Origin of the sequence: Streptomyces sp. NPDC048473 (genome assembly GCF_043200155.1) — a bacterium.
Lineage (GTDB): Bacteria > Actinomycetota > Actinomycetes > Streptomycetales > Streptomycetaceae > Streptomyces.
Window position 1 is genome coordinate 57,048 of record NZ_JBICXE010000022.1, and the last position, 17,597, is coordinate 74,644.

Consider the following 17,597-nt stretch of genomic DNA (forward strand, 5'->3'; position numbering starts at 1 on the left):
GAGTAAATCTACGACCGAGCAGGGAGTCTGGACAATGGCCGACCGCTATCTGCACTTCACCGGCACAGCACCCGGCCGTTTTCTGGCCCGGCGGCTCGGCCTGCCGCAGCCCGCACCGTTGCGCCGCTGGTCGCTGGAGACCCAGTCGCTGGACGGGCCGTTGCTGCATCTCACCGCCGGGGACTCCGCCGTTACGGAGGAGCTCGGAGCACTTCTCGCGGCGACCGGACTCGAAGTCACCGGACCCGCCGAACGCCCTGCGGGGATTGTGCTGGATGCGACGGCCGTGGACACCCCCGGCGGGCTCGGTGATGTCCACGCCGCCCTGCACCCGGTGGTCCGTTCCCTGGCGCCGGGCGGGCGCATCGTGGTGGTGGGGGTGCGGCCGTCGGCCGACGACCACCGTCAGGCCGCCGCCCAGCAGGCCCTCGAAGGGTTCGTACGCTCACTGGGCAAGGAGATCTGCAGGGGCGCCACCGTACAGCTGCTCCGTATCGCGCCGGATGCCGTCGCCTCGGCCGGGTCCACCCTCCGCTTCCTGCTCTCGCCCCGGTCCGCGTACATCAGTGGTCAGGTGATCGAGCTGACCGCGGCCGCCCCCGATCCCGTCGCCGACCGGTCGGCACCGCTCGCCGGGCGCACCGCGCTGGTCACCGGTGCGGCGCGCGGCATCGGCGCCTCGGTCGCCTCGGTGCTGGCCCGGGACGGCGCCCAGGTCATCTGCCTCGACATCCCGCAGTCCCAGGACGAGTTGACCCGTACCGCCGACCGGCTCGGCGCCACCGCGCTGCCGCTGGACATCACCGCTGCGGACGCCGCGGAACGGATCGCCGCCGCGGCCCCCGGCGGTCTCGACGTCCTCGTCCACAACGCGGGTATCACCCGTGACCGCCGGCTCGCCAATATGCCGGCCGACCGCTGGGCCTCGGTCATCGACGTCAACCTCGACAGCGTGCTGCGCACCACGGACGCCCTGCTCAAGGCGGGCACCGTCAACCGCGGCGGCCGGATCGTCGCCACCGCGTCCATCGCCGGTATCGCGGGCAACAACGGCCAGACGAACTACGCGGCCAGCAAGGCGGGCATCATCGGCCTGGTCCGTTCGCTGGCCCCGCGTGCCGCCGCCGACCACGGTGTCACGGTCAACGCGGTGGCCCCCGGCTTCATCGAGACGAAGATGACCGCGGCCGTCCCCCTCTTCATCCGCGAGGCGGGCCGCCGGATGAACTCCCTCTCCCAGGGCGGCCTCCCGGTCGATGTCGCCGAGACGACCGCCTGGTTCGCCGAGCCCGCGTCGACGGCCGTCAACGGCCAGATCGTTCGGGTCTGCGGCCAGAGCCTGCTGGGTGCGTGACCGCATGCCGCATCCGAACGTGACACTCATACGGGCAGCTGTCACGTCCCCGTTCAAGAGGGCCGGCCGCCCGGGCGCCACCGTGCCCGCCGACCGGGCGGTGCTCCCGGCCGCACCGATCGCACCCGGCCGCCTCGCCGCGTACAGCCGGATCTGCGGCTTCTCCGAGTCGGGCACGCTGCCGCTCACCTACCCGCATGTGCTGGGCTTCCCGCTCGCCATGCGGCTGATGACCGCCCGGAGGTTCCCGCTGCCGGTCGTCGGGCTCGTCCACACCTGGATCGAGATCACCCGCCACCGGCTCCTGCACCCGACCGATCTGCTCGAACTCACGGTGTACGCCGCTGGGTTGGCACCTCACCGACGGGGTACGGAGGTCACGGTGGTCACCGAGGCGCGGCTGGCGGGCGAGCTGGTCTGGGAGTCCCGCAGCGGCTATCTCTCCCGGCATGCGACGGGCGCAGCCGTTGCGGCAGGTGAACGCGGTACGGCAGGTACACCCGACGCGGCTGGTGCGCCCACCGCGAGGGGCGCAGCCCTCACCACGGGAGACTCGGCCCCGGCCGCGGAGCTTCCCGCCGTCGCCGAGTGGCGGCTGCCCGGCGATCTGGGACGCCGTTACGGCGCCGCGTCGGGCGACCGGAACCCCATCCACCTGTATCCGCTCACCGCCCGGCTCTTCGGCTTCCCCCGGGCCATCGCCCACGGCATGTGGACCGTCGCCCGGTGTCTGGCCGAGGCGCCTCGGCCCCATGAGATCCGTTGGGTACGGGCCGACTTCAGGGCCCCCGTCCTGCTGCCCGCCACCATCACCTACGCGGCGGACTCCACCGGCTTCCAGCTGCGCGGTGCGGGCCGTATCCACCTCACCGGGACGACAATCGGCGCGCCCGGCCCGCAGACGGGGTCGGCGCCTGCCACGGACGCCCGTTCATAAGGTTCTCCAGACCCGCCCAGGAGAAGTTCATCAGGGTGGCCGCGGCCTCCTTGGCCGAGACGCCCGGGGTCTCGTTCGCCCACCCGGCGAGCGACTCCGCGGCCCCCACGAGCGCCTGCGCCAGCCCCGACACATCGCGGTCGGGCAGCGCCGGATCGTGGTGCGCCTCGCGCGCCGCGGCCCCGATCAGACCCGTCACGAACGCAACGATGTCGTCCCGCATCACCGTGACCTCGGAGGCGAAGGGCTCCCCGTGCGTGCGCGCCTGGCGGTGCAGTACCGCCCAGCCGTCCGGATGCTCCGCCGTGTGCGTGAAGAACGCGCGCAGCCCTGCCCACAGTTGCCGATCGGCCGGAAGTCCCGGCTCCGCCCCCGCCCGCACCGCATCGACCAGCGCCTTCGCCTCGCGCCGGATGCAAGCGGTGAAAAGCTCTTCCTTGGAGTTGAGGTACAGATAGACCAGTGGCTTGGAAACCCCGGCCAGCTCGGCGATCTCGTCCATCGAGGCGGCACGGTATCCGCGCTGCCCGAAGGTCTGCACGGCGGCGTCCATCATCTGCTGCTCACGCACGGCACGCGGCATCCGTTTGCTCTTCACAGCACCCACGTCGACTTCCTCCCACCCCCGCTGTGCCACTCCTCGGTAAGAGTACGGCGCGGGCCTCCTCACCGTCGTACGGAGCAGGGGCCGCACCGGTCGGATGGCCGGTTGTCGTCGCATCCGCAGCGGGCCGCCGCCGCTCGCCGCGTACAGCGTGCCCGAGCGGGCGGCCAGGGCGTCGCAGCCGCCCGAGGGGCCCGGTGACGCGCAGTCCGTGAAGCCGGCGGGCCCGGTGCCGGGGGCCGCCGGAAGCCGGGTGCGCAGCCGGCTGTGGGCGGTCACCGCCGGAAGCCGGCTGTTCATCGTGGTGAGCGCGACCGCACCGCCCGCGTCACCGAGGACCCGCCAGGGCGCATCGGGCTCCGTCGCAGAGGGGTGGTGCAGGGTGTCGTCGTGCGGGGTCACGGCGAACACCCCGGCGTCGCACAGGGCCGGTGCGGCAGTCCCGGCAGGCACGGGGGCGACCTCGTACCACTCGGCGAGGGCCGCGACCGGGTCGCGGCGCAGCAGCCGTCCGTCGTCGGTGGCGGCGTACAGCTCCAGTGGCAGCGCGCCCGCGGCCTCCCGCGAGGAGGCCGGCGCACGCACCCCGGGCGCCTCCCCGATCCGCTGCCGGGGAAGACGAGTGCGAGCGGGACCTGCGCGGCGGCGGATCGGGCACGCAGGAACTCCGCCTCTTGACCGAGCACGGTGCCCCACTGACCCGAACCGGTCGTCGGCGGTGCCCCGGAACGCGTCGTGGGCCTCTCCCCCGGACTGGAGGAGAGGCCCACAGATGACGAACGGCCGGCTACGCGGCGACCGGCACGCGCTCCGGCTCGGCGTCGCGCACCTCGACGTCGTCGACCGGGGAGGACGAGGCCGAGTTGTACGCGTCGTGGTCGAGGATCTTCTCGCGGGCCGAGACGATCACCGGGACCAGCGCCTGGCCGGCCACGTTGGTGGCCGTACGCATCATGTCCAGGATCGGGTCGATGGCCATCAGCAGACCGACGCCCTCCAGCGGGAGGCCCAGCGTCGACAGCGTGAGGGTCAGCATGACCGTCGCACCGGTGAGACCGGCGGTGGCCGCCGAGCCGATCACCGAGACGAACGCGATGAGGATGTAGTCACCGACACCCAGCTGGACGTCGAAGATCTGCGCGATGAAGATCGCCGCCAGCGCCGGGTAGATCGCGGCGCAGCCGTCCATCTTGGTGGTGGCGCCGAACGGGACGCTGAAACTCGCGTACTCCTTCGGGACGCCGAGGCGCTCGGTGACCTTCTGGGTGACCGGCATCGTGCCGACCGAGGAGCGGGAGACGAAGGCCAGCTGGATCGCCGGCCAGGCGCCCCTGAAGAACTGCAGCGGGCTGAGCTTGGCGACGGTGGCGAGCAGCAGCGGGTACACACCGAACATCACCAGGGCGCAGCCGATGTAGACGTCGGCGGTGAACGTCGCGTACTTGCCGATCAGGTCCCAGCCGTAGTCGGCGATCGCGTAGCCGATGAGGCCGATGGTGCCGATGGGGGCGAGGCGGATGACCCACCACAGGGCCTTCTGGAGGAGCTCCAGGACGGACTCGCTGAGGGTGAGGATCGGCTGGGCCTTCTCACCGAGCTGGAGAGCGGCGATACCGGCGACGGCGGCCATGAAGACGATCTGGAGCACGTTCAGCTCGGTGAACGGGGTGATCACGTTGTCCGGGATGATGCCCGTGAGGAAGTCGAGCCAGGAGCCCGCGTGCTCCGGCAGCTTGCCGTCCTTCGGGGTCAGTCCCGTACCGGAACCCGGGTTGGTGATCAGGCCGATCGCGAGGCCGATGGCGACCGCGATCAGCGAGGTGATCATGAACCAGAGCAGCGTGCGGGTGGCCAGCCGGGCGGCGTTGTTGACCTTGCGCAGGTTGGTGATCGACACCAGGATCGCGAAGAAGACGAGCGGCGCGACGGCCAGCTTCAGCAGCTGGACGAAGATGTGGCCGACCTTGTCGAGCGTGGTGTAGAGCCAGTTGATGTCGTACGTACGGGCAAGCCACCCGAGTACGACACCGAGGACGAGGCCGGCGACTATCTGGGCCCAGAACGGGACCTTGGGTATACGGAAACCGGAGCCGGAGCCGGACGGGCTGTCGGTCGCGGCGGCGGACGCGGGATTCGCGGACACGGACACACTCCAGATGTGACGCATCGGGACGCACGGGGACGCCGTGCGGGGGGACGGGGGTGCGGCGCCCGCGTCAGGGGCGGCGCCGCTGCATGGTGCCGGTTCAGACGTTGCGGCAACAGACCGCGGACATACAGCGGCATAGATCGACATGCAGGCGCTCCACGAGCGGGACGCTCGCGGCGAATCGATGGCGCACTGCTGTCTTCATGTCGAACACGTTAACACTTGAACTTTGAGAACCTCAAAGCTCTTCTTTGGTCTCCCTTGGCCTTCTTCGGTCTTCTTCGGGCAACGACGCAGGGCGCCGGAGCCCCCGGCACACGCGCGGGAACGACGAAACCCCAGTACAGGAGCGCTTGCTCCGGCACCGGGGTTTCGTACGGAAACTGTGCGGGGTGTGAGGAACCTTACGTAGCCCTTACGTCATCCTCACCGGGTCGTCACGGGGTGACGTGGTCCTCGCGGGTCCGGTTCGCTTCGAGCCGCGCCTTCGTGCGGTCGACCTTGGACACGATCTGCGCGGACATCTCGTCACGCTGCTTGCGCAGCAGCACATAGCTGAGCGGCGCGGACAGGACCAGGGCGAGGAGAACCACCCAGATGACATTGGAGCCACGCGCACCGGAGGGCAGCAGGCCGAAGTGGACGGCCACGGCCGCGACGGCGAAGCAGCCGACGAAGATGCTGAGGCGCATCGCGGTGTAACGAATCGTCGCGCTCGGCTTGGCAGCAGACACAGTTGGCCTCTCTCTACGTACGACAGTCCTGCGATCCTGCCCGACCAGTGAAGCATGCCCCGGAATCGATCACTTCGGAGGGCTGCACCAAAAGGGGCCCGACAGGGCCGCCCGGAGCTCTCAGCCGAGCGGCAGCAGCATGATGATGTCGTCGCGGTCGTCCCCGTCGGCCACCCGGATCGCATCGGGCACCCGCCCGACCTCCTTGTATCCGCACGAGGTGTAGAACCGGTCGACACCGGTGCCGCCCCGGCAGGTGAGCCGGATCGCTTCCATCCCGCCGATCCCCCGCGCGGCCTGTGCCGCGGCGTCCATCAGGTCGCGTCCGTAACCCTTGCCCTGGTGGCGGGGGTGGACCATCACCGTGTAGAGCCAGAGCCAGTGGACCATCAGCCGGTGCGTATTGAGGGCCAGGAAGGCCGTGGCGGCGACGGCACCCTCCTCGTCGTAACCGACCAGCAGCCGGGTCCGCCCCTCGGCCATGGCGACCAGGTGCTTGACCAGTTCGGGCCGGACGTCGTCGGCCGTGACGGGCGGTACGAAGCCGACCGCACCGCCCGCGTTGGAGACATCGGTCCACAGCACGGCGATGCCGTCCCGCAGGGTGCGGTCGAACTTGGGATCCAGCTCAAACGTAAGTGCCATAGGCGCAGATTAACTATTACCGATCCATCGCCTCAAGCCCTGTCCAGTACGCGAGAAAGCCCCGGCCGGCGGCCGGGGCTCTCGTACGGGGACTGCTGGAGACGGTACGTCAGACGCGCATCGGCTGCGGCGACTCGCGCCGCTCGGCGTCCGGGCCCGGGTACTCGCGGATGATCTCGTATCGCGTGTTGCGCTCGACGGGCCGGAAGCCCGCGTCACGGATCAGGTCCAGCAGATCCTCACGGCCGAGCTTGTTCGGCGTGCCGTAGTTGTCCGCGTCGTGCGTGATCTTGTACTCGACGACCGAGCCGTCCATGTCGTCCGCGCCGTGCTGCAGCGCGAGCTGGGCGGTCTGCACACCGTGCATCACCCAGAAGACCTTGACGTGCGGGACGTTGTCGAAGAGGAGCCGCGAGACCGCGAAGGTCTTCAGCGCCTCGGCGCCGGTCGCCATCGTCGTCCGCGCCTGGAGCTTGTTGCGGACCTTGCCGTCCTTCATGTCCACGAAGTCGTGCTGGTAGCGCAGCGGGATGAAGACCTGGAAGCCACCGGTCTCGTCCTGCAGCTCGCGCAGCCGCAGCACGTGGTCGACGCGGTGCCGGGGCTCCTCGATGTGCCCGTACAGCATCGTCGCCGGGGTCTTGAGCCCCTTCTCGTGCGCCAGGCGGTGGATGCGCGACCAGTCTTCCCAGTGGGTGTTGTGGTCCACGATGTGCTGGCGGACCTCCCAGTCGAAGATCTCCGCACCGCCACCGGTCAGCGACTCCAGACCGGCCTCGATCAGCTCGTCGAGGATCTCGGAGGCGGAGAGCCCGGAGATGGTCTCGAAGTGGTGGATCTCGGTGGCGGTGAACGCCTTGAGGGAGACCTGCGGCAGGGCCTCCTTCAGCGCGCTGAGCGAGCGCGGGTAGTAACGCCACGGCAGGGTGGGGTGCAGCCCGTTGACGATGTGCAGCTCGGTGAGGCTCTCGCCCTCCATCGCCTTCGCGAGCCGGACGGCCTCCTCGATGCGCATGGTGTACGCGTCCTTCTCGCCCGGCTTGCGCTGGAACGAGCAGTACGCGCACGACGCGGTGCACACGTTGGTCATGTTGAGGTGCCGGTTGACGTTGAAGTGCACGACGTCGCCGTTCTTGCGCATCCGCACCTCGTGCGCGAGGCCGCCGAGCCAGGCCAGGTCGTCCGACTCGTAGAGGGCGATGCCGTCCTCACGGGTCAGCCGCTCCCCTGCGCGGACCTTCTCCTCCAGCTCGCGCTTGAGCCCAACGTCCATGCGGCTGCCTCCCAGTTGTCGACGCGCTGTGCCTTCCCGGTGATACCGGGCGAAACCCCCGGTCACCCGGGGGCTCCACCACGTTACGCCTACGCCTCCTCGGGAAGTTCCCCGACCCGGTTCTCCCACTTGGTGGAGAGCACGATCGTGGTACGCGTACGCGAGACGCCCCTCGTACCACTGAGCCGGCGGATGGTCTTCTCCAGACCGTCCACGTCACCGACCCGCACCTTGAGCATGTACGAGTCGTCGCCCGCGATGAACCAGGCGTCCTCGATCTCCGCGAGGTCCTTCAGCCGACGCGCCACGTCCTCGTGATCGGCGGCGTCGGAGAGCGAGATACCGATCAGGGCCGTGACCCCGAGCCCCAGGGCCGCGGCGTTGACGGTGGCGCGGTAGCCGGTGATGACACCGGCGGTTTCCAGCCGGTTGATGCGGTCGGTGACGCTGGGCCCGGAGAGCCCGACGAGCCGTCCCAGCTCGGCGTACGAGGCCCTGCCGTTCTCCCTGAGGGCCTGGATGAGCTGCCTGTCCACCGCGTCCATATGACTGAAACCTTCCATTGTTCAGCAGTACCGCGAGTTTATGTGTAGAATCTAAGGCATGCAGGCTTCATCGCCTGCAAATCTTTCCGAACATCCAAAAAATACTTTCGAATCTTCAGGAGTGAGAACACCGTGTACACGATCGAGATGGCCTACGCCCGAATGCGCGAGCTGCAGGACCTGGCCAACCGCTCGCGTGCCCACCAGCCCGCCGCCGCGCAGCGGGCCGACAGGACCCGCACCCCGCGCGCCAAGAAGAAGCGCTGACCACGGACTCAGCCTCCGGAGCCGCGAGAGCCGCCACCGAGCTCTCCCTCCCATCGGCGGTACAGGCCGTGCGGCACCCCCGCCGCATCCAGCACCCGCCCCGCGACGAAGTCCACCAGATCCTGGATGTGCGTCGCCCCCGCGTAGAACGCCGGAGAGGCGGGCAGCACGACGGCGCCCGCCTCGTCCAGGCTCACCAGATGCTTCAGCGTCTGCCCGTTCAGCGGTGTCTCCCGCACCGCGACGACCAGCTTCCGCCGCTCCTTGAGCGTCACGCTCGCGGACCGCTGGAGCAGATCCTTCGAGAGCCCGAGCGCCACCCCGGCCACACATGCCGTCGAAGCCGGGACGATCAGCATCCCCTTCGCCGGGTACGACCCCGAGGACGGTCCCGCCGCAAGATCACCGGCCGCCCAGTGCCGTACGCCCTCGACGTCCGCATCGGTCACGTCGAAGGTGTGCGGCTTCCCGTCCGCCCCGCGCGCCAGCCAGCTGCGCAGATCCTCCTGCCAGTGCGCGTCGCGGAACGCGATCCCGGTCTCGTCCAGCAGCGTCAGCCGCGACGCCCGGCTCACCACCAGATCGACGCTCTCCCCCGCGGCCAGCAGACCGCGCAGCACGGCGGCGGCGAATGGGGTGCCCGAAGCGCCTGAAACCCCGACAATCCAAGGCTGCCGCTGGTGCTGACTCACTGAAGTCCCGGAATCCACACACCCGAGCCTATCCGGCTGCCCGAACTCGGAACTGAGTAAGGTGCCTCAGGCGTTTCCGGAGGTGGGAACACGGGCGACACGGGACGGCAGGGGGGCCTCGATGGCCGCATCGTCAGATGGAATTGCACCGGCGTGGAACACGGGCGACCGGGCGAAGGCCGCGGCCAAGCTGATGCTGGGCTGGGTGGCGTTCCTCTGGATACTCGAAGTCGTCGACGTGTCGACCGGCCACTCACTGGACACGTACGGGATCGAGCCGCGCCGGCCCGGCGAACTGCTGGACGTCGTGCCCGCGTCCTTCATCCACTTCGGCTTCGGCCATGTCGCGTCCAACAGCGTGCCGCTGCTGGTCTTCGGCTTCCTGGCCGCTCTGGGCGGCATCCGCCGGTTCGCGGCCGTGGCCGCTCTGATCATCGTGGTCGACGGTCTGGGCGTCTGGCTGGTCTCGCCCGCCCACTCCAATACGGCGGGAGCGTCCGGACTGGTCTTCGGCCTCTTCGGCTATCTGCTGGTTCGCGGCTTCGTGGACCGCAGACTGCTGGACATCGGCGCCGGGCTGGTGATCGGCGCGATATGGGGCTCATCGGTCGTGCTGGGGATATCCCCCGCCAACACCTCGGTCAGCTGGCAGGGCCACCTGTTCGGACTGGCGGCGGGCGTGGCGGCGGCGTTCGTCTTCCGCCGCCGCAGGAGCACGACGCCACCCGCCCAACCGCTCATGCCGTAGGGCCTGTCCGGCTCAGACCGTCAGCCCCCGCACCAGCAGATCCAGCAGCGCGCAAGCGAACAGCGCTATTCCGATGAACCCGTTGACCGAGAAGAACGCCCGGTTCAGCCGGGACAGATCGTGCGGCCGCACCACCCGGTGCTCGTACACGAACGCGACGGCGACGATCACCATGCCGATCCAGTAGAGCAGGCCCGCCTCCGTGGCCAGTCCGAACCAGACGAGCAGCCCGGTCGTCACCACGTGACAGACCCGCGCACCCCACAGCGCGGCCGGAATCCCGAACCGGGCCGGCACCGACAGCACCCCGTGCGCCCGGTCCGCCTGGACGTCCTGGCAGCCGAAGATCAGGTCGAAGCCACCGATCCAGATACCGACCGCGAGACCGAGAATCACCGCGTCCCACGACCAGCTGCCGGTCACCGCCAGCCAGGCACCGATCGGCCCTATGGCCTGCGCGATACCGAGGATGGCGTGCGGATAGTGGGTGAACCGCTTCCCGTACGGATAGACGACCATCGGCACGACGGCGACCGGCGCGAGCGCCAGACAGAGCGGGTTCAGCAGGGCGGCCGCCCCGAGGAAGACGACAACGGCGGCAATCGCGCCCGTCCACGCCGACTTCACGGACACCGCCCCGGTGACCAGCTCCCGGCTCGCGGTGCGCGGGTTACGGGCGTCGATCTCCCGGTCGATGATCCGGTTGCAGGCCATCGCGAACGTCCGCAGCCCCACCATCGCGATGGTGACGAGCAGCAGCGTGACCCAGTGGATGGACTCGTCCGCCCGGAACATCGCGGTCAGGGCGGCGATGTACGCGAAGGGCAGCGCGAAGACCGAGTGCTCGATCATCACGAGCCGCAGAAACGCCTTGACCTTGCTGTTCGGTTGTACGGGCTCTGAGCCCAGTGCTGCTTCGGCGGCGCTCACAGTCCGTATTCCTTCCACCGGCGGTCGACCTTCGCCGCCGTCTGAGGGTCGGACTCCACCATGTCCGGCCATCCCCCGTCCCGGGTGTAACCCTCCTCGGGCCACTTCTTCGTCGCGTCGATGCCCGCCTTGCCACCCCAGAACTGCTGGTAGGAGGCATGATCGAGATGATCGACGGGCCCCTCGGAAACCGTCAGATCCCGCGCGTAGTCCGTATTGCCGAGCGCCCGCCAGGCCACCTCGTGCAGATCGTGGACGTCGCAGTCGGAGTCCACGACGACGATCAGCTTGGTCAGCGACATCATGTGCGCACCCCAGATGGCACTCATCACCTTCTGGGCGTGCTTCGGGTACTTCTTGTCGATCGAGACGATCGCACAGTTGTGGAAGCCGCCCGCCTCCGGCAGGTGGTAGTCCACGATGTCCGGCACGATGATCTTGAGGAGCGGCAGGAAGAACCGCTCGGTGGCCCGCCCCAGCGGCCCGTCCTCGGTCGGCGGCCGCCCCACCACGATCGACTGCAGCAGCGGACGCCTCCGCATGGTCACGCAGTCGATGGTCAGTGCGGGGAACGGTTCCTGCGGCGTGTAGAAGCCGGTGTGATCGCCGAACGGCCCCTCGGGAAGCATCTTCCCGGGCTCCAGCCACCCCTCGATGACGACCTCCGCCTGCGCCGGGACCTGCAACGGCACGGTCTTGCAGTCGACCATCTCGATCCGCTTGCCCTGGATGAACCCGGCGAAGAGGTACTCGTCGATGTCCCCGGGCAGCGGCGCGGTGGAGGCGTACGTCACCGCGGGCGGCGCCCCGAACGCGATCGCGACCGGCAGCCGCTCCCCGCGCTTGGCGGCGACCTGGTAGTGGTTGCGGCTGTCCTTGTGGATCTGCCAGTGCATCCCGATGGTGCGGCGGTCATGACGCTGGAGCCGGTACAGACCCAGGTTCCGCACACCCGTCTCCGGGTGTTTGGTGTGCGTGAGCCCCAGATTGAAGAACGAGCCGCCGTCCTCGGGCCAGGTGAAGAGCGCGGGCAGCTGATCCAGATCCACGTCGTCGCCGGTGAGCACCACCTCCTGCACGGGCGCGCTCTCGGACTTCACCTTCTTCGGCGGCACATGCACCATCGAGCCGAGCTTCCCGAAGGCCTCCCGCACCCCGACGAAACCATGCGGCAGCTCCGGCTTGAGCAGCCCGCCGATCTTGTCGCTGATATCGGCGTACGACTTCAGCCCGAGCGCCTTGAGCAGCCGCTTGTCGGTCCCGAAGACATTCATGGCCAGGGGCATCGACGACCCCTTGACGTTCTCGAAGAGCAACGCGGGGCCGCCCGCCTTGTTCACCCGGTCGACGATCTCGCCGACCTCCAGATAGGGGTCGACCTCGGCCTTGATGCGCTTGAGCTCGCCCTCGCGCTCCAGAGCCCGGAGGAGGGAACGAAGATCGTCGTAAGCCATGCCGTCCAGTTTGTCATCACCGTTGGCGATCACCCGGGGTGCCCCACCTCAGCGCCTCTCACGGAACGCGAACGCGCCCGTGTCCACGCGGGACGGGACGGCGGGAAGCGGCCTGCGCCGTGTCGAGGAGGCGGCGAAGGCAGAGGCCGTCGGGGGCGATGGCGGTGACCAGCGCGGCGGGGCCGGCGAGCGGTGTCAGCACGGCCTGGCCGTCTTCCGGGGAACCACCGAGCAGTTGAACTTCGAGGGGCGTCTCCTCGAAGGCCGGGTCGACGATCAGGAGCTGCCCGGCCGCGCGGTGGCCGGCGAGGACGGCGGGGCCGTCCCAGCCGGGTGCGCCCGGTCCGTACTCGGCCTGTTGGTCCAGCAGCGTCTGCCCACCGCGTCGGACGGTGAGACGAGTCGCCACATGGCCGGGAGATTCGCCCGTGCGACCCAGGATCTGTTCCTCACGCAGTACGAGCCGTGCGGTGGGGGCGAGGTCGACGGTCCAGGTCTGGCGCAGATCGCTGCCGCCCGCGCAGATCAACGGCTGGGGGAGCCAGTGGAGCTGTGCGTGCTCCCCTGCGGTCAGATGCACGTCGTACGTGGCGTGCTCGGAGGTCGGGCCCCGCAGGGCGAGGGTCGCGGCGGCGGAGGTGATGTGCAGCGCCGCGCCCTGCTGGGCAGTCGCTTCGATACGCAGTCGGTCACCGCCGAGGGGGGCGCTCATGGCGCCGACGACGCACACCCGCGCCTCGCTCCCGTGCGAGCGCAGGCGACGCAGTTCGAAGGGGCCGTCGCCGTCGAGGACGGGCAGCGTGGTGGTGGTGCCGCTGGCGGTTGCCGTGATGCGGGCGGTGGCACGTACGCCTACAGCAGTCCGTCCAGGAGCCCCCGCGGTCGGCGGGGGTACGAGGGTCATGCGGGGCCTGCGGTCCAGTCGGTGAGGCGCTCGCGGACCCAGTCGGCAACAGGTTTCACACCGCCCTCGGTCTTGAGGGAGGTGAAGGCGACGGGCAGGTGCCCGCGCTGGACCTCGGCGTCGCGCGCCATGCTCTCCAGGTCGGAGCCGACGTAGGGGGCGAGGTCGGTCTTGTTGATGACCAGGAGGTCGGAATTGGTGACGCCGGGGCCGCCCTTGCGCGGGATGTCGTCGCCGCCGGCGACATCGATGACGAACACCTGGGCGTCGACCAGGCCCTTGGAAAAGGTGGCGGTGAGGTTGTCGCCGCCCGATTCCACCAGGATCAGGTCGAGGGGGCCGATGGCGTTCTCCAGGTCCTCGACGGCTTCGAGGTTTGCGGAGATGTCGTCGCGGATGGCGGTGTGCGGGCAGGCACCGGTCTCCACCGCCGTGATCCGCTCGGCGGGCAGTACCGCCTCGCGGAGCAGGAATTCGGCGTCTTCGCGCGTGTAGATGTCGTTGGTGACCACGGCGATGGACAGCTCGTCGCGCAGCGCCCGGCACAGGGCTGCGACGGTGGCGGTCTTGCCCGAGCCGACCGGCCCGCCCAGGCCGATCCGCAGGGCACGCCGGGTGCCGTCGGGGCGCCGGGGTTCAGCGCTGTAGGTGTGGCGCTCGGGAAACGTCTCTGCGTGGTCGAGGTGCATACGGGCTCCAGTCCTGCGTGGTGTTCAGCGGTCTTTGGGGGGTTCAGGAGGCGAAGAGGCGTACCGGCCAGGCGGCGTGCTGCTGCGCGGTGATGTCCAGCAGCGGCGCGGAGGCGGCGGGCAGGGCGCCGATCCCCTCCTCGGGGATGCGCCCGGCGGCCGCGGCCGCCGCGGCGGCGGTCCGGTCGAGGTCGGGGGCGAGGCGGGCGAGGACGGCGGTGGCGTCGAACGGGTCCAGGCTCAGCAACCGGACCGTCGCCGTGGCCGGCCCGCTGACGGTTTCGTACGCCACCGCATACGCGGCATCCAGAGGTGCCAGCCCGGCCGACCGCGCGGCCAGACCCAGCACCACCGGCTGGTGCGCGCCGCGCGGCCGGGCCGCGGCCAGCGCGTCCAGCTCGGCCGACGGCCAGGTCGCTCGGGCAGCCCGCATCATCTGCCGCCCCAGCTTGCGGGCAGTGGTCCGCAGCGCCTGCACCGGAGTACGGGCGTCGGCGGCCTCGTCCAGCGCCAGCGGATCGTGGCCCGCGGCGGCCGCAGCGGCCAGTGCCGCCGCGACCAGGCCGGCGGTGTGCAGCCGCCCCCGGCAGAATTCTTCCAGCGAGTCCGCATCCTTGATACGGCCCGCGGCCACGGCCGGTTCGGCTCCACCGGAGTGTGCGTGCCCTCCGGCGGGGAAGCGGCCATCGGCCAGGACGAACAGCGCGGCGCGGCTCATATTTCGCAGGTCACCTTTCGTCACTCATCTTCGAAGCTCACGCTTCACAGCTCGCCGCCCGGGTCGCCTGCGGCCGTCTTGCGGGATCTCAGAAGAGGAAGTACCGCTGCGCCATGGGGAGTTCACGGGGGTAGTTCCGCTCGACGATCTGGCCGTCGATGCACGTCGTCACGTCCTCCACCTTTGCGCCCCCCGCGATCACCTCGAAGGTGTCGGGGTCGATCCGGACGTCGGGGGTGGCGCTGTTCTCCTTCATGTCCGCCTTGCAGACGTCACGCGTGCTGCTGATGGCCTTGAACTGTTTGCCCAGCGCGAGCCGTTCGGGCAACCCGTCGTCGATGGCCCGTTGGGTGACGAAGTTGAACGAGGTGGAGCGCGGCGCCAGGCCCGTGGCGCCCCACATGGCGCGGGGCAGGACCGGCTGCGGGGTCGGGATGGACGCGTTGGCATCGCCCACCTGCGCGTACGCGATCTGCCCGCCCTTGATCACCTGGTGGGGCTTGACCCCGAAGAACTTCGGCTCCCACAGCACCAGGTCGGCCAGCTTGCCGGGCTCCACGGACCCGACCACTGTGTCGATCCCCTGAGCGATCGCCGGGTTGATGGTGTATTTCGCGACGTACCGCCGGGCGCGCCTGTTGTCGGCGCCCTTGTCGCCCGTCGGCTGCTCGTCCCCCGGCAGCTTGTCGCCCTCCAGAAAGCCCCGGCGGACCTTCATGACGTGCGCGGTCTGCCAGGTGCGCATGATCATCTCGCCGATGCGGCCCATGGCCTGGGCGTCCGACGACATGATCGAGATGGCGCCGAGGTCGTGCAGGATGTCCTCGGCGGCCATCGTGGAGGGCCGGATGCGGGAGTCCGCGAAGGCCAGGTCCTCCTTGATCTTCGGGTTGAGGTGATGGCAGACCATCACCATGTCGAAGTGCTCCTTGACCGTGTTGACGGTCAGTGGCCGCGTGGGGTTGGTGGAGGCGGGCAGCACATTGCCCTCATGCACCATCTTGATCATGTCGGGAGCATGGCCGCCGCCCGCACCCTCGACGTGGAAGACGTGGATGGAGTGTCCGTCGATGGCCCGAATGGTGTCGTCGACGAAGCCCGCCTCGTTCAACGAGTCGGCATGGAGTGCGAGTTGGACGCCTGTCTCCTGGCAGACCTCCAGGCACTTCTTGATGACCGCCGGTGTGGCGCCCCAGTCCTCGTGGATCTTGAAGCCGATGACGCCCGCGTCCACCTGGTCGTACATGGACTTCTCCGACATGGTGGCGCCCTTGCCGAGCAGCCCGACGTTGACCGGGAAGGAGTCCAGCGCCTCGAATGTCCGGGCGAGGTGCCAGGAACCGGGTGTGACAGTGGTGGCCGTACTGCCCTCCGCCGGTCCCGTACCGCCCCCGATGAGCGTGGTCACGCCCGCGGACAGCGCCTCACCGACCTGCTCGGGGCAGATGAAGTGGACGTGCGTGTCGACCCCGCCCGCGGTGAGGATCTTCCCGTTGCCCGCGATGACCTCGGTATCGGGGCCGATGACGAAGTCCGTGGGGATCGGGCCGACGTTGTTGTGGTTGCCGGCCCCCTCGTGGAGGGGATCCATGGTCTCGTCGTTGTACGCCTTGCCGAGCGCGGTGATGCGGCCGTCCCGGATGGCGACATCGGCCTTGACGATGCCCCAGTGGTCCAGGACGACGGCGCCGGTGATCACCGTGTCCGGAGGCATGACGACCTCGTCGCCGCCGGACTCGCCAGGGCCTCCCGTCTCGTCGGCACCGGCCGGGTCGCGCGGCGCGATGGACTGCCCCATCGACTCACGGATCACCTTGCCGCCGCCGAAGACCATCTCGTTCCCGCTGCGCCCGGGGCCACCCGACCAGTCGTCCTCGATCTCGATCCGCAGCTCCGTGTCGGCGAGACGGATGCGGTCGCGGATCGTCGGCCCGAACCGGTCCGCGTACGCGGCACGGGTCAGGGGGTCGGAGCGTTTGGGGGGCTCCGGGCAGCAAGGACACTCGGCGAAGTCAGTCATTGGACTTGCCCCCGACCTCGCCGAACGGACCCTCGATGTTGTCGAGTGAACCGTCGATCTTTCCGGGCAGACCGTCGATCCTCTCGCGCAGGCCGTGGACCAGCCGCCTGCCCTCGATGGGTACGAGTTCGACCTCTTCGGTGATGCTGGGCTCGAAGCGTACGGAGCTGCCGGCCGGGACGTGCAGACGCTTGCCCCAAGCGGCCTCGCGGTCGAACTCCAGCCCGGAGTTGGCCTCGGCGAAGTGGTAGTGGGAACCGACCTGGATGGGACGGTCGCACGGGTTCTTGACAGTCAGGGAAGTGATCTCACGGCCCTCGTTGAAGGGCACGAGCCTGTCTTCCTGTTTCGTGGAGTAATCGACCTCCCCCGGGGAGACGAGCCCCTCTTCCTCCTCGCCCGCCTCCGGCAAGGGGTCGTGGATGGTGACCAGCTTCGTGCCGTCGGGGAACGTGGCCTCCACCTGCACGTTCTTGATCATTTCGGGGATGCCCTCCATGACCTCTTTCCGGGACAATAACTTCCGGCCGGAAGACATGAGTTCGGCGACGGTGCTGCCGTCCCGAGCCCCCTCAAGGACATGCACGGTCAACAGCGCCACCGTCTCGGGGTAGTTGAGCCGCACCCCCCGGGCCCGACGCTTCTCGGCGACGTCCGCCGCCAGATGAATCATCAAGCGCTCTTGTTCATGTGGAGTCAGGTGCACAGCCATTCCCCCTGCGTTCGCCCTGCCCAGGGCTTCTGCCCCGGGCGCTTGTGCTGGGGCCCGGCCACGCACCACCGGCAGTCCGGGTGGAGTCTCCACGACTTCACACCCATGCCGTCGGCGCACCACAGCTTCCTCGGCCATCCGGCCCCAGCCCCTCGTGGGACCATCATGATCACGTCGGCAGAGCCGGAAACGAGCACAGCCCGACCGCCGCCCATATGAGTG

General features: G+C 69.4%; 18 protein-coding genes. 4 read left to right on the top strand and 14 right to left on the bottom strand.

Translation table 11 applies throughout. The features are described 5' to 3' along the window. The first annotated feature begins 34 nt into the window (after positions 1-34). Positions 35-1,354 (top strand): 3-oxoacyl-ACP reductase, encoded by a 1,320-nt coding sequence (locus ACGFU7_RS29320; RefSeq protein ID WP_393699644.1) that lies wholly within the window; start codon positions 35-37, stop codon positions 1,352-1,354. A 4-nt stretch (positions 1,355-1,358) separates the two neighbouring features. Then, positions 1,359-2,291: a MaoC family dehydratase gene (locus ACGFU7_RS29325; protein ID WP_393699645.1), complete on the top strand. Its 933-nt coding sequence runs from the start codon at positions 1,359-1,361 to the stop codon at positions 2,289-2,291. Here ACGFU7_RS29325 and ACGFU7_RS29330 read toward each other — a convergent pair. From ACGFU7_RS29330 to ACGFU7_RS29355, 6 genes are all read right to left on the bottom strand, one after another. Next, positions 2,221-2,874, bottom strand: coding sequence for a TetR/AcrR family transcriptional regulator (locus tag ACGFU7_RS29330; protein WP_393699796.1), 654 nt, complete (start codon positions 2,872-2,874; stop codon positions 2,221-2,223). The two genes, ACGFU7_RS29325 and ACGFU7_RS29330, sit on opposite strands and share 71 nt — an antisense overlap. 808 nt (positions 2,875-3,682) lie before the next feature. Beyond that, positions 3,683-5,038, bottom strand: coding sequence for a dicarboxylate/amino acid:cation symporter (locus tag ACGFU7_RS29335; RefSeq protein WP_393699647.1), 1,356 nt, complete (start codon positions 5,036-5,038; stop codon positions 3,683-3,685). A 443-nt stretch (positions 5,039-5,481) separates the two neighbouring features. Further along, a complete protein-coding gene (locus ACGFU7_RS29340) occupies positions 5,482-5,778 on the bottom strand; it encodes a DUF4229 domain-containing protein (protein WP_393699649.1) in 297 nt (98 codons plus the stop codon). Between the two features lie 120 nt (positions 5,779-5,898). Further along, complete coding sequence (locus ACGFU7_RS29345; RefSeq protein ID WP_393699651.1) at positions 5,899-6,423, bottom strand: GNAT family N-acetyltransferase; 525 nt, start codon at positions 6,421-6,423, stop codon at positions 5,899-5,901. Positions 6,424-6,532: 109 nt separating this feature from the next. Then, a complete protein-coding gene (gene mqnE / locus ACGFU7_RS29350) occupies positions 6,533-7,696 on the bottom strand; it encodes an aminofutalosine synthase MqnE (RefSeq protein ID WP_393699653.1) in 1,164 nt (387 codons plus the stop codon). Between the two features lie 89 nt (positions 7,697-7,785). Further along, positions 7,786-8,241 (bottom strand): Lrp/AsnC family transcriptional regulator, encoded by a 456-nt coding sequence (locus tag ACGFU7_RS29355; protein ID WP_393699655.1) that lies wholly within the window; start codon positions 8,239-8,241, stop codon positions 7,786-7,788. 132 nt (positions 8,242-8,373) lie between these two features. On the opposite strand from ACGFU7_RS29355, the gene ACGFU7_RS29360 reads away from it, so the two are divergent. Then, on the top strand, positions 8,374-8,508 hold the full coding sequence (locus ACGFU7_RS29360; protein ID WP_393699657.1) for a hypothetical protein: 135 nt from the start codon (positions 8,374-8,376) through the stop codon (positions 8,506-8,508). An 8-nt stretch (positions 8,509-8,516) separates the two neighbouring features. Here the strand turns inward: ACGFU7_RS29360 and ACGFU7_RS29365 are convergent, their stop codons facing one another. After that, positions 8,517-9,200, bottom strand: a complete 684-nt coding sequence (locus ACGFU7_RS29365) for a UbiX family flavin prenyltransferase (RefSeq protein ID WP_393699658.1) — start codon at positions 9,198-9,200, stop codon at positions 8,517-8,519. Between the two features lie 121 nt (positions 9,201-9,321). On the opposite strand from ACGFU7_RS29365, the gene ACGFU7_RS29370 reads away from it, so the two are divergent. Beyond that, positions 9,322-9,948: a rhomboid family intramembrane serine protease gene (locus ACGFU7_RS29370; RefSeq protein WP_393699660.1), complete on the top strand. Its 627-nt coding sequence runs from the start codon at positions 9,322-9,324 to the stop codon at positions 9,946-9,948. A gap of 12 nt (positions 9,949-9,960) precedes the next feature. Here ACGFU7_RS29370 and mqnP read toward each other — a convergent pair whose 3' ends face one another. The 7 genes from mqnP to ACGFU7_RS29405 all read right to left on the bottom strand — a co-directional run bounded on the left by mqnP (position 9,961) and on the right by ACGFU7_RS29405 (position 17,513). Continuing rightward, positions 9,961-10,878 carry a menaquinone biosynthesis prenyltransferase MqnP gene (mqnP, locus tag ACGFU7_RS29375; RefSeq protein ID WP_393699661.1) on the bottom strand — a complete coding sequence of 306 codons (918 nt, stop codon included), beginning with the start codon at positions 10,876-10,878 and terminating at the stop codon, positions 9,961-9,963. Continuing rightward, complete coding sequence (locus ACGFU7_RS29380) at positions 10,875-12,332, bottom strand: menaquinone biosynthesis decarboxylase (RefSeq protein ID WP_393699663.1); 1,458 nt, start codon at positions 12,330-12,332, stop codon at positions 10,875-10,877. Before ACGFU7_RS29380 ends, mqnP begins: the two co-directional genes overlap by 4 nt. 58 nt (positions 12,333-12,390) lie before the next feature. Next, on the bottom strand, positions 12,391-13,236 hold the full coding sequence (locus tag ACGFU7_RS29385) for an urease accessory protein UreD (protein WP_393699665.1): 846 nt from the start codon (positions 13,234-13,236) through the stop codon (positions 12,391-12,393). Next, a complete protein-coding gene (ureG, locus tag ACGFU7_RS29390) occupies positions 13,233-13,925 on the bottom strand; it encodes an urease accessory protein UreG (protein ID WP_393699667.1) in 693 nt (230 codons plus the stop codon). The genes ACGFU7_RS29385 and ureG overlap by 4 nt, the downstream gene beginning before the upstream one ends. Positions 13,926-13,968: 43 nt before the next feature. Continuing rightward, positions 13,969-14,643 (bottom strand): urease accessory protein UreF, encoded by a 675-nt coding sequence (locus ACGFU7_RS29395; RefSeq protein ID WP_393699668.1) that lies wholly within the window; start codon positions 14,641-14,643, stop codon positions 13,969-13,971. An 88-nt stretch (positions 14,644-14,731) separates the two neighbouring features. After that, positions 14,732-16,663 (bottom strand): urease subunit alpha, encoded by a 1,932-nt coding sequence (locus ACGFU7_RS29400; RefSeq protein ID WP_393699670.1) that lies wholly within the window; start codon positions 16,661-16,663, stop codon positions 14,732-14,734. Next, positions 16,656-17,513 carry an urease subunit gamma gene (locus tag ACGFU7_RS29405; RefSeq protein WP_393699671.1) on the bottom strand — a complete coding sequence of 286 codons (858 nt, stop codon included), beginning with the start codon at positions 17,511-17,513 and terminating at the stop codon, positions 16,656-16,658. Before ACGFU7_RS29405 ends, ACGFU7_RS29400 begins: the two co-directional genes overlap by 8 nt. Between the last annotated feature and the right edge of the window lie 84 nt (positions 17,514-17,597).

Excerpts from the sequence above, each read along its gene's own strand:
- ACGFU7_RS29370 (WP_393699660.1), top strand. The coding sequence starts at position 9,322 with ATGGCCGCATCGTCAGATGGAATTGCACCGGCGTGGAACACGGGCGAC.
- ACGFU7_RS29345 (WP_393699651.1), bottom strand. The coding sequence starts at position 6,423 with ATGGCACTTACGTTTGAGCTGGATCCCAAGTTCGACCGCACCCTGCGG.
- ACGFU7_RS29330 (WP_393699796.1), bottom strand. The coding sequence starts at position 2,874 with ATGCCGCGTGCCGTGCGTGAGCAGCAGATGATGGACGCCGCCGTGCAG.
- ACGFU7_RS29380 (WP_393699663.1), bottom strand. The coding sequence starts at position 12,332 with ATGGCTTACGACGATCTTCGTTCCCTCCTCCGGGCTCTGGAGCGCGAG.
- ACGFU7_RS29395 (WP_393699668.1), bottom strand. The coding sequence starts at position 14,643 with ATGAGCCGCGCCGCGCTGTTCGTCCTGGCCGATGGCCGCTTCCCCGCC.
- ACGFU7_RS29355 (WP_393699655.1), bottom strand. The coding sequence starts at position 8,241 with ATGGACGCGGTGGACAGGCAGCTCATCCAGGCCCTCAGGGAGAACGGC.
- ACGFU7_RS29320 (WP_393699644.1), top strand. The coding sequence starts at position 35 with ATGGCCGACCGCTATCTGCACTTCACCGGCACAGCACCCGGCCGTTTT.
- ACGFU7_RS29385 (WP_393699665.1), bottom strand. The coding sequence starts at position 13,236 with ATGACCCTCGTACCCCCGCCGACCGCGGGGGCTCCTGGACGGACTGCT.
- ACGFU7_RS29400 (WP_393699670.1), bottom strand. The coding sequence starts at position 16,663 with ATGACTGACTTCGCCGAGTGTCCTTGCTGCCCGGAGCCCCCCAAACGC.
- ACGFU7_RS29405 (WP_393699671.1), bottom strand. The coding sequence starts at position 17,513 with ATGGCCGAGGAAGCTGTGGTGCGCCGACGGCATGGGTGTGAAGTCGTG.
- ureG (WP_393699667.1), bottom strand. The coding sequence starts at position 13,925 with ATGCACCTCGACCACGCAGAGACGTTTCCCGAGCGCCACACCTACAGC.
- mqnE (WP_393699653.1), bottom strand. The coding sequence starts at position 7,696 with ATGGACGTTGGGCTCAAGCGCGAGCTGGAGGAGAAGGTCCGCGCAGGG.
- ACGFU7_RS29325 (WP_393699645.1), top strand. The coding sequence starts at position 1,359 with ATGCCGCATCCGAACGTGACACTCATACGGGCAGCTGTCACGTCCCCG.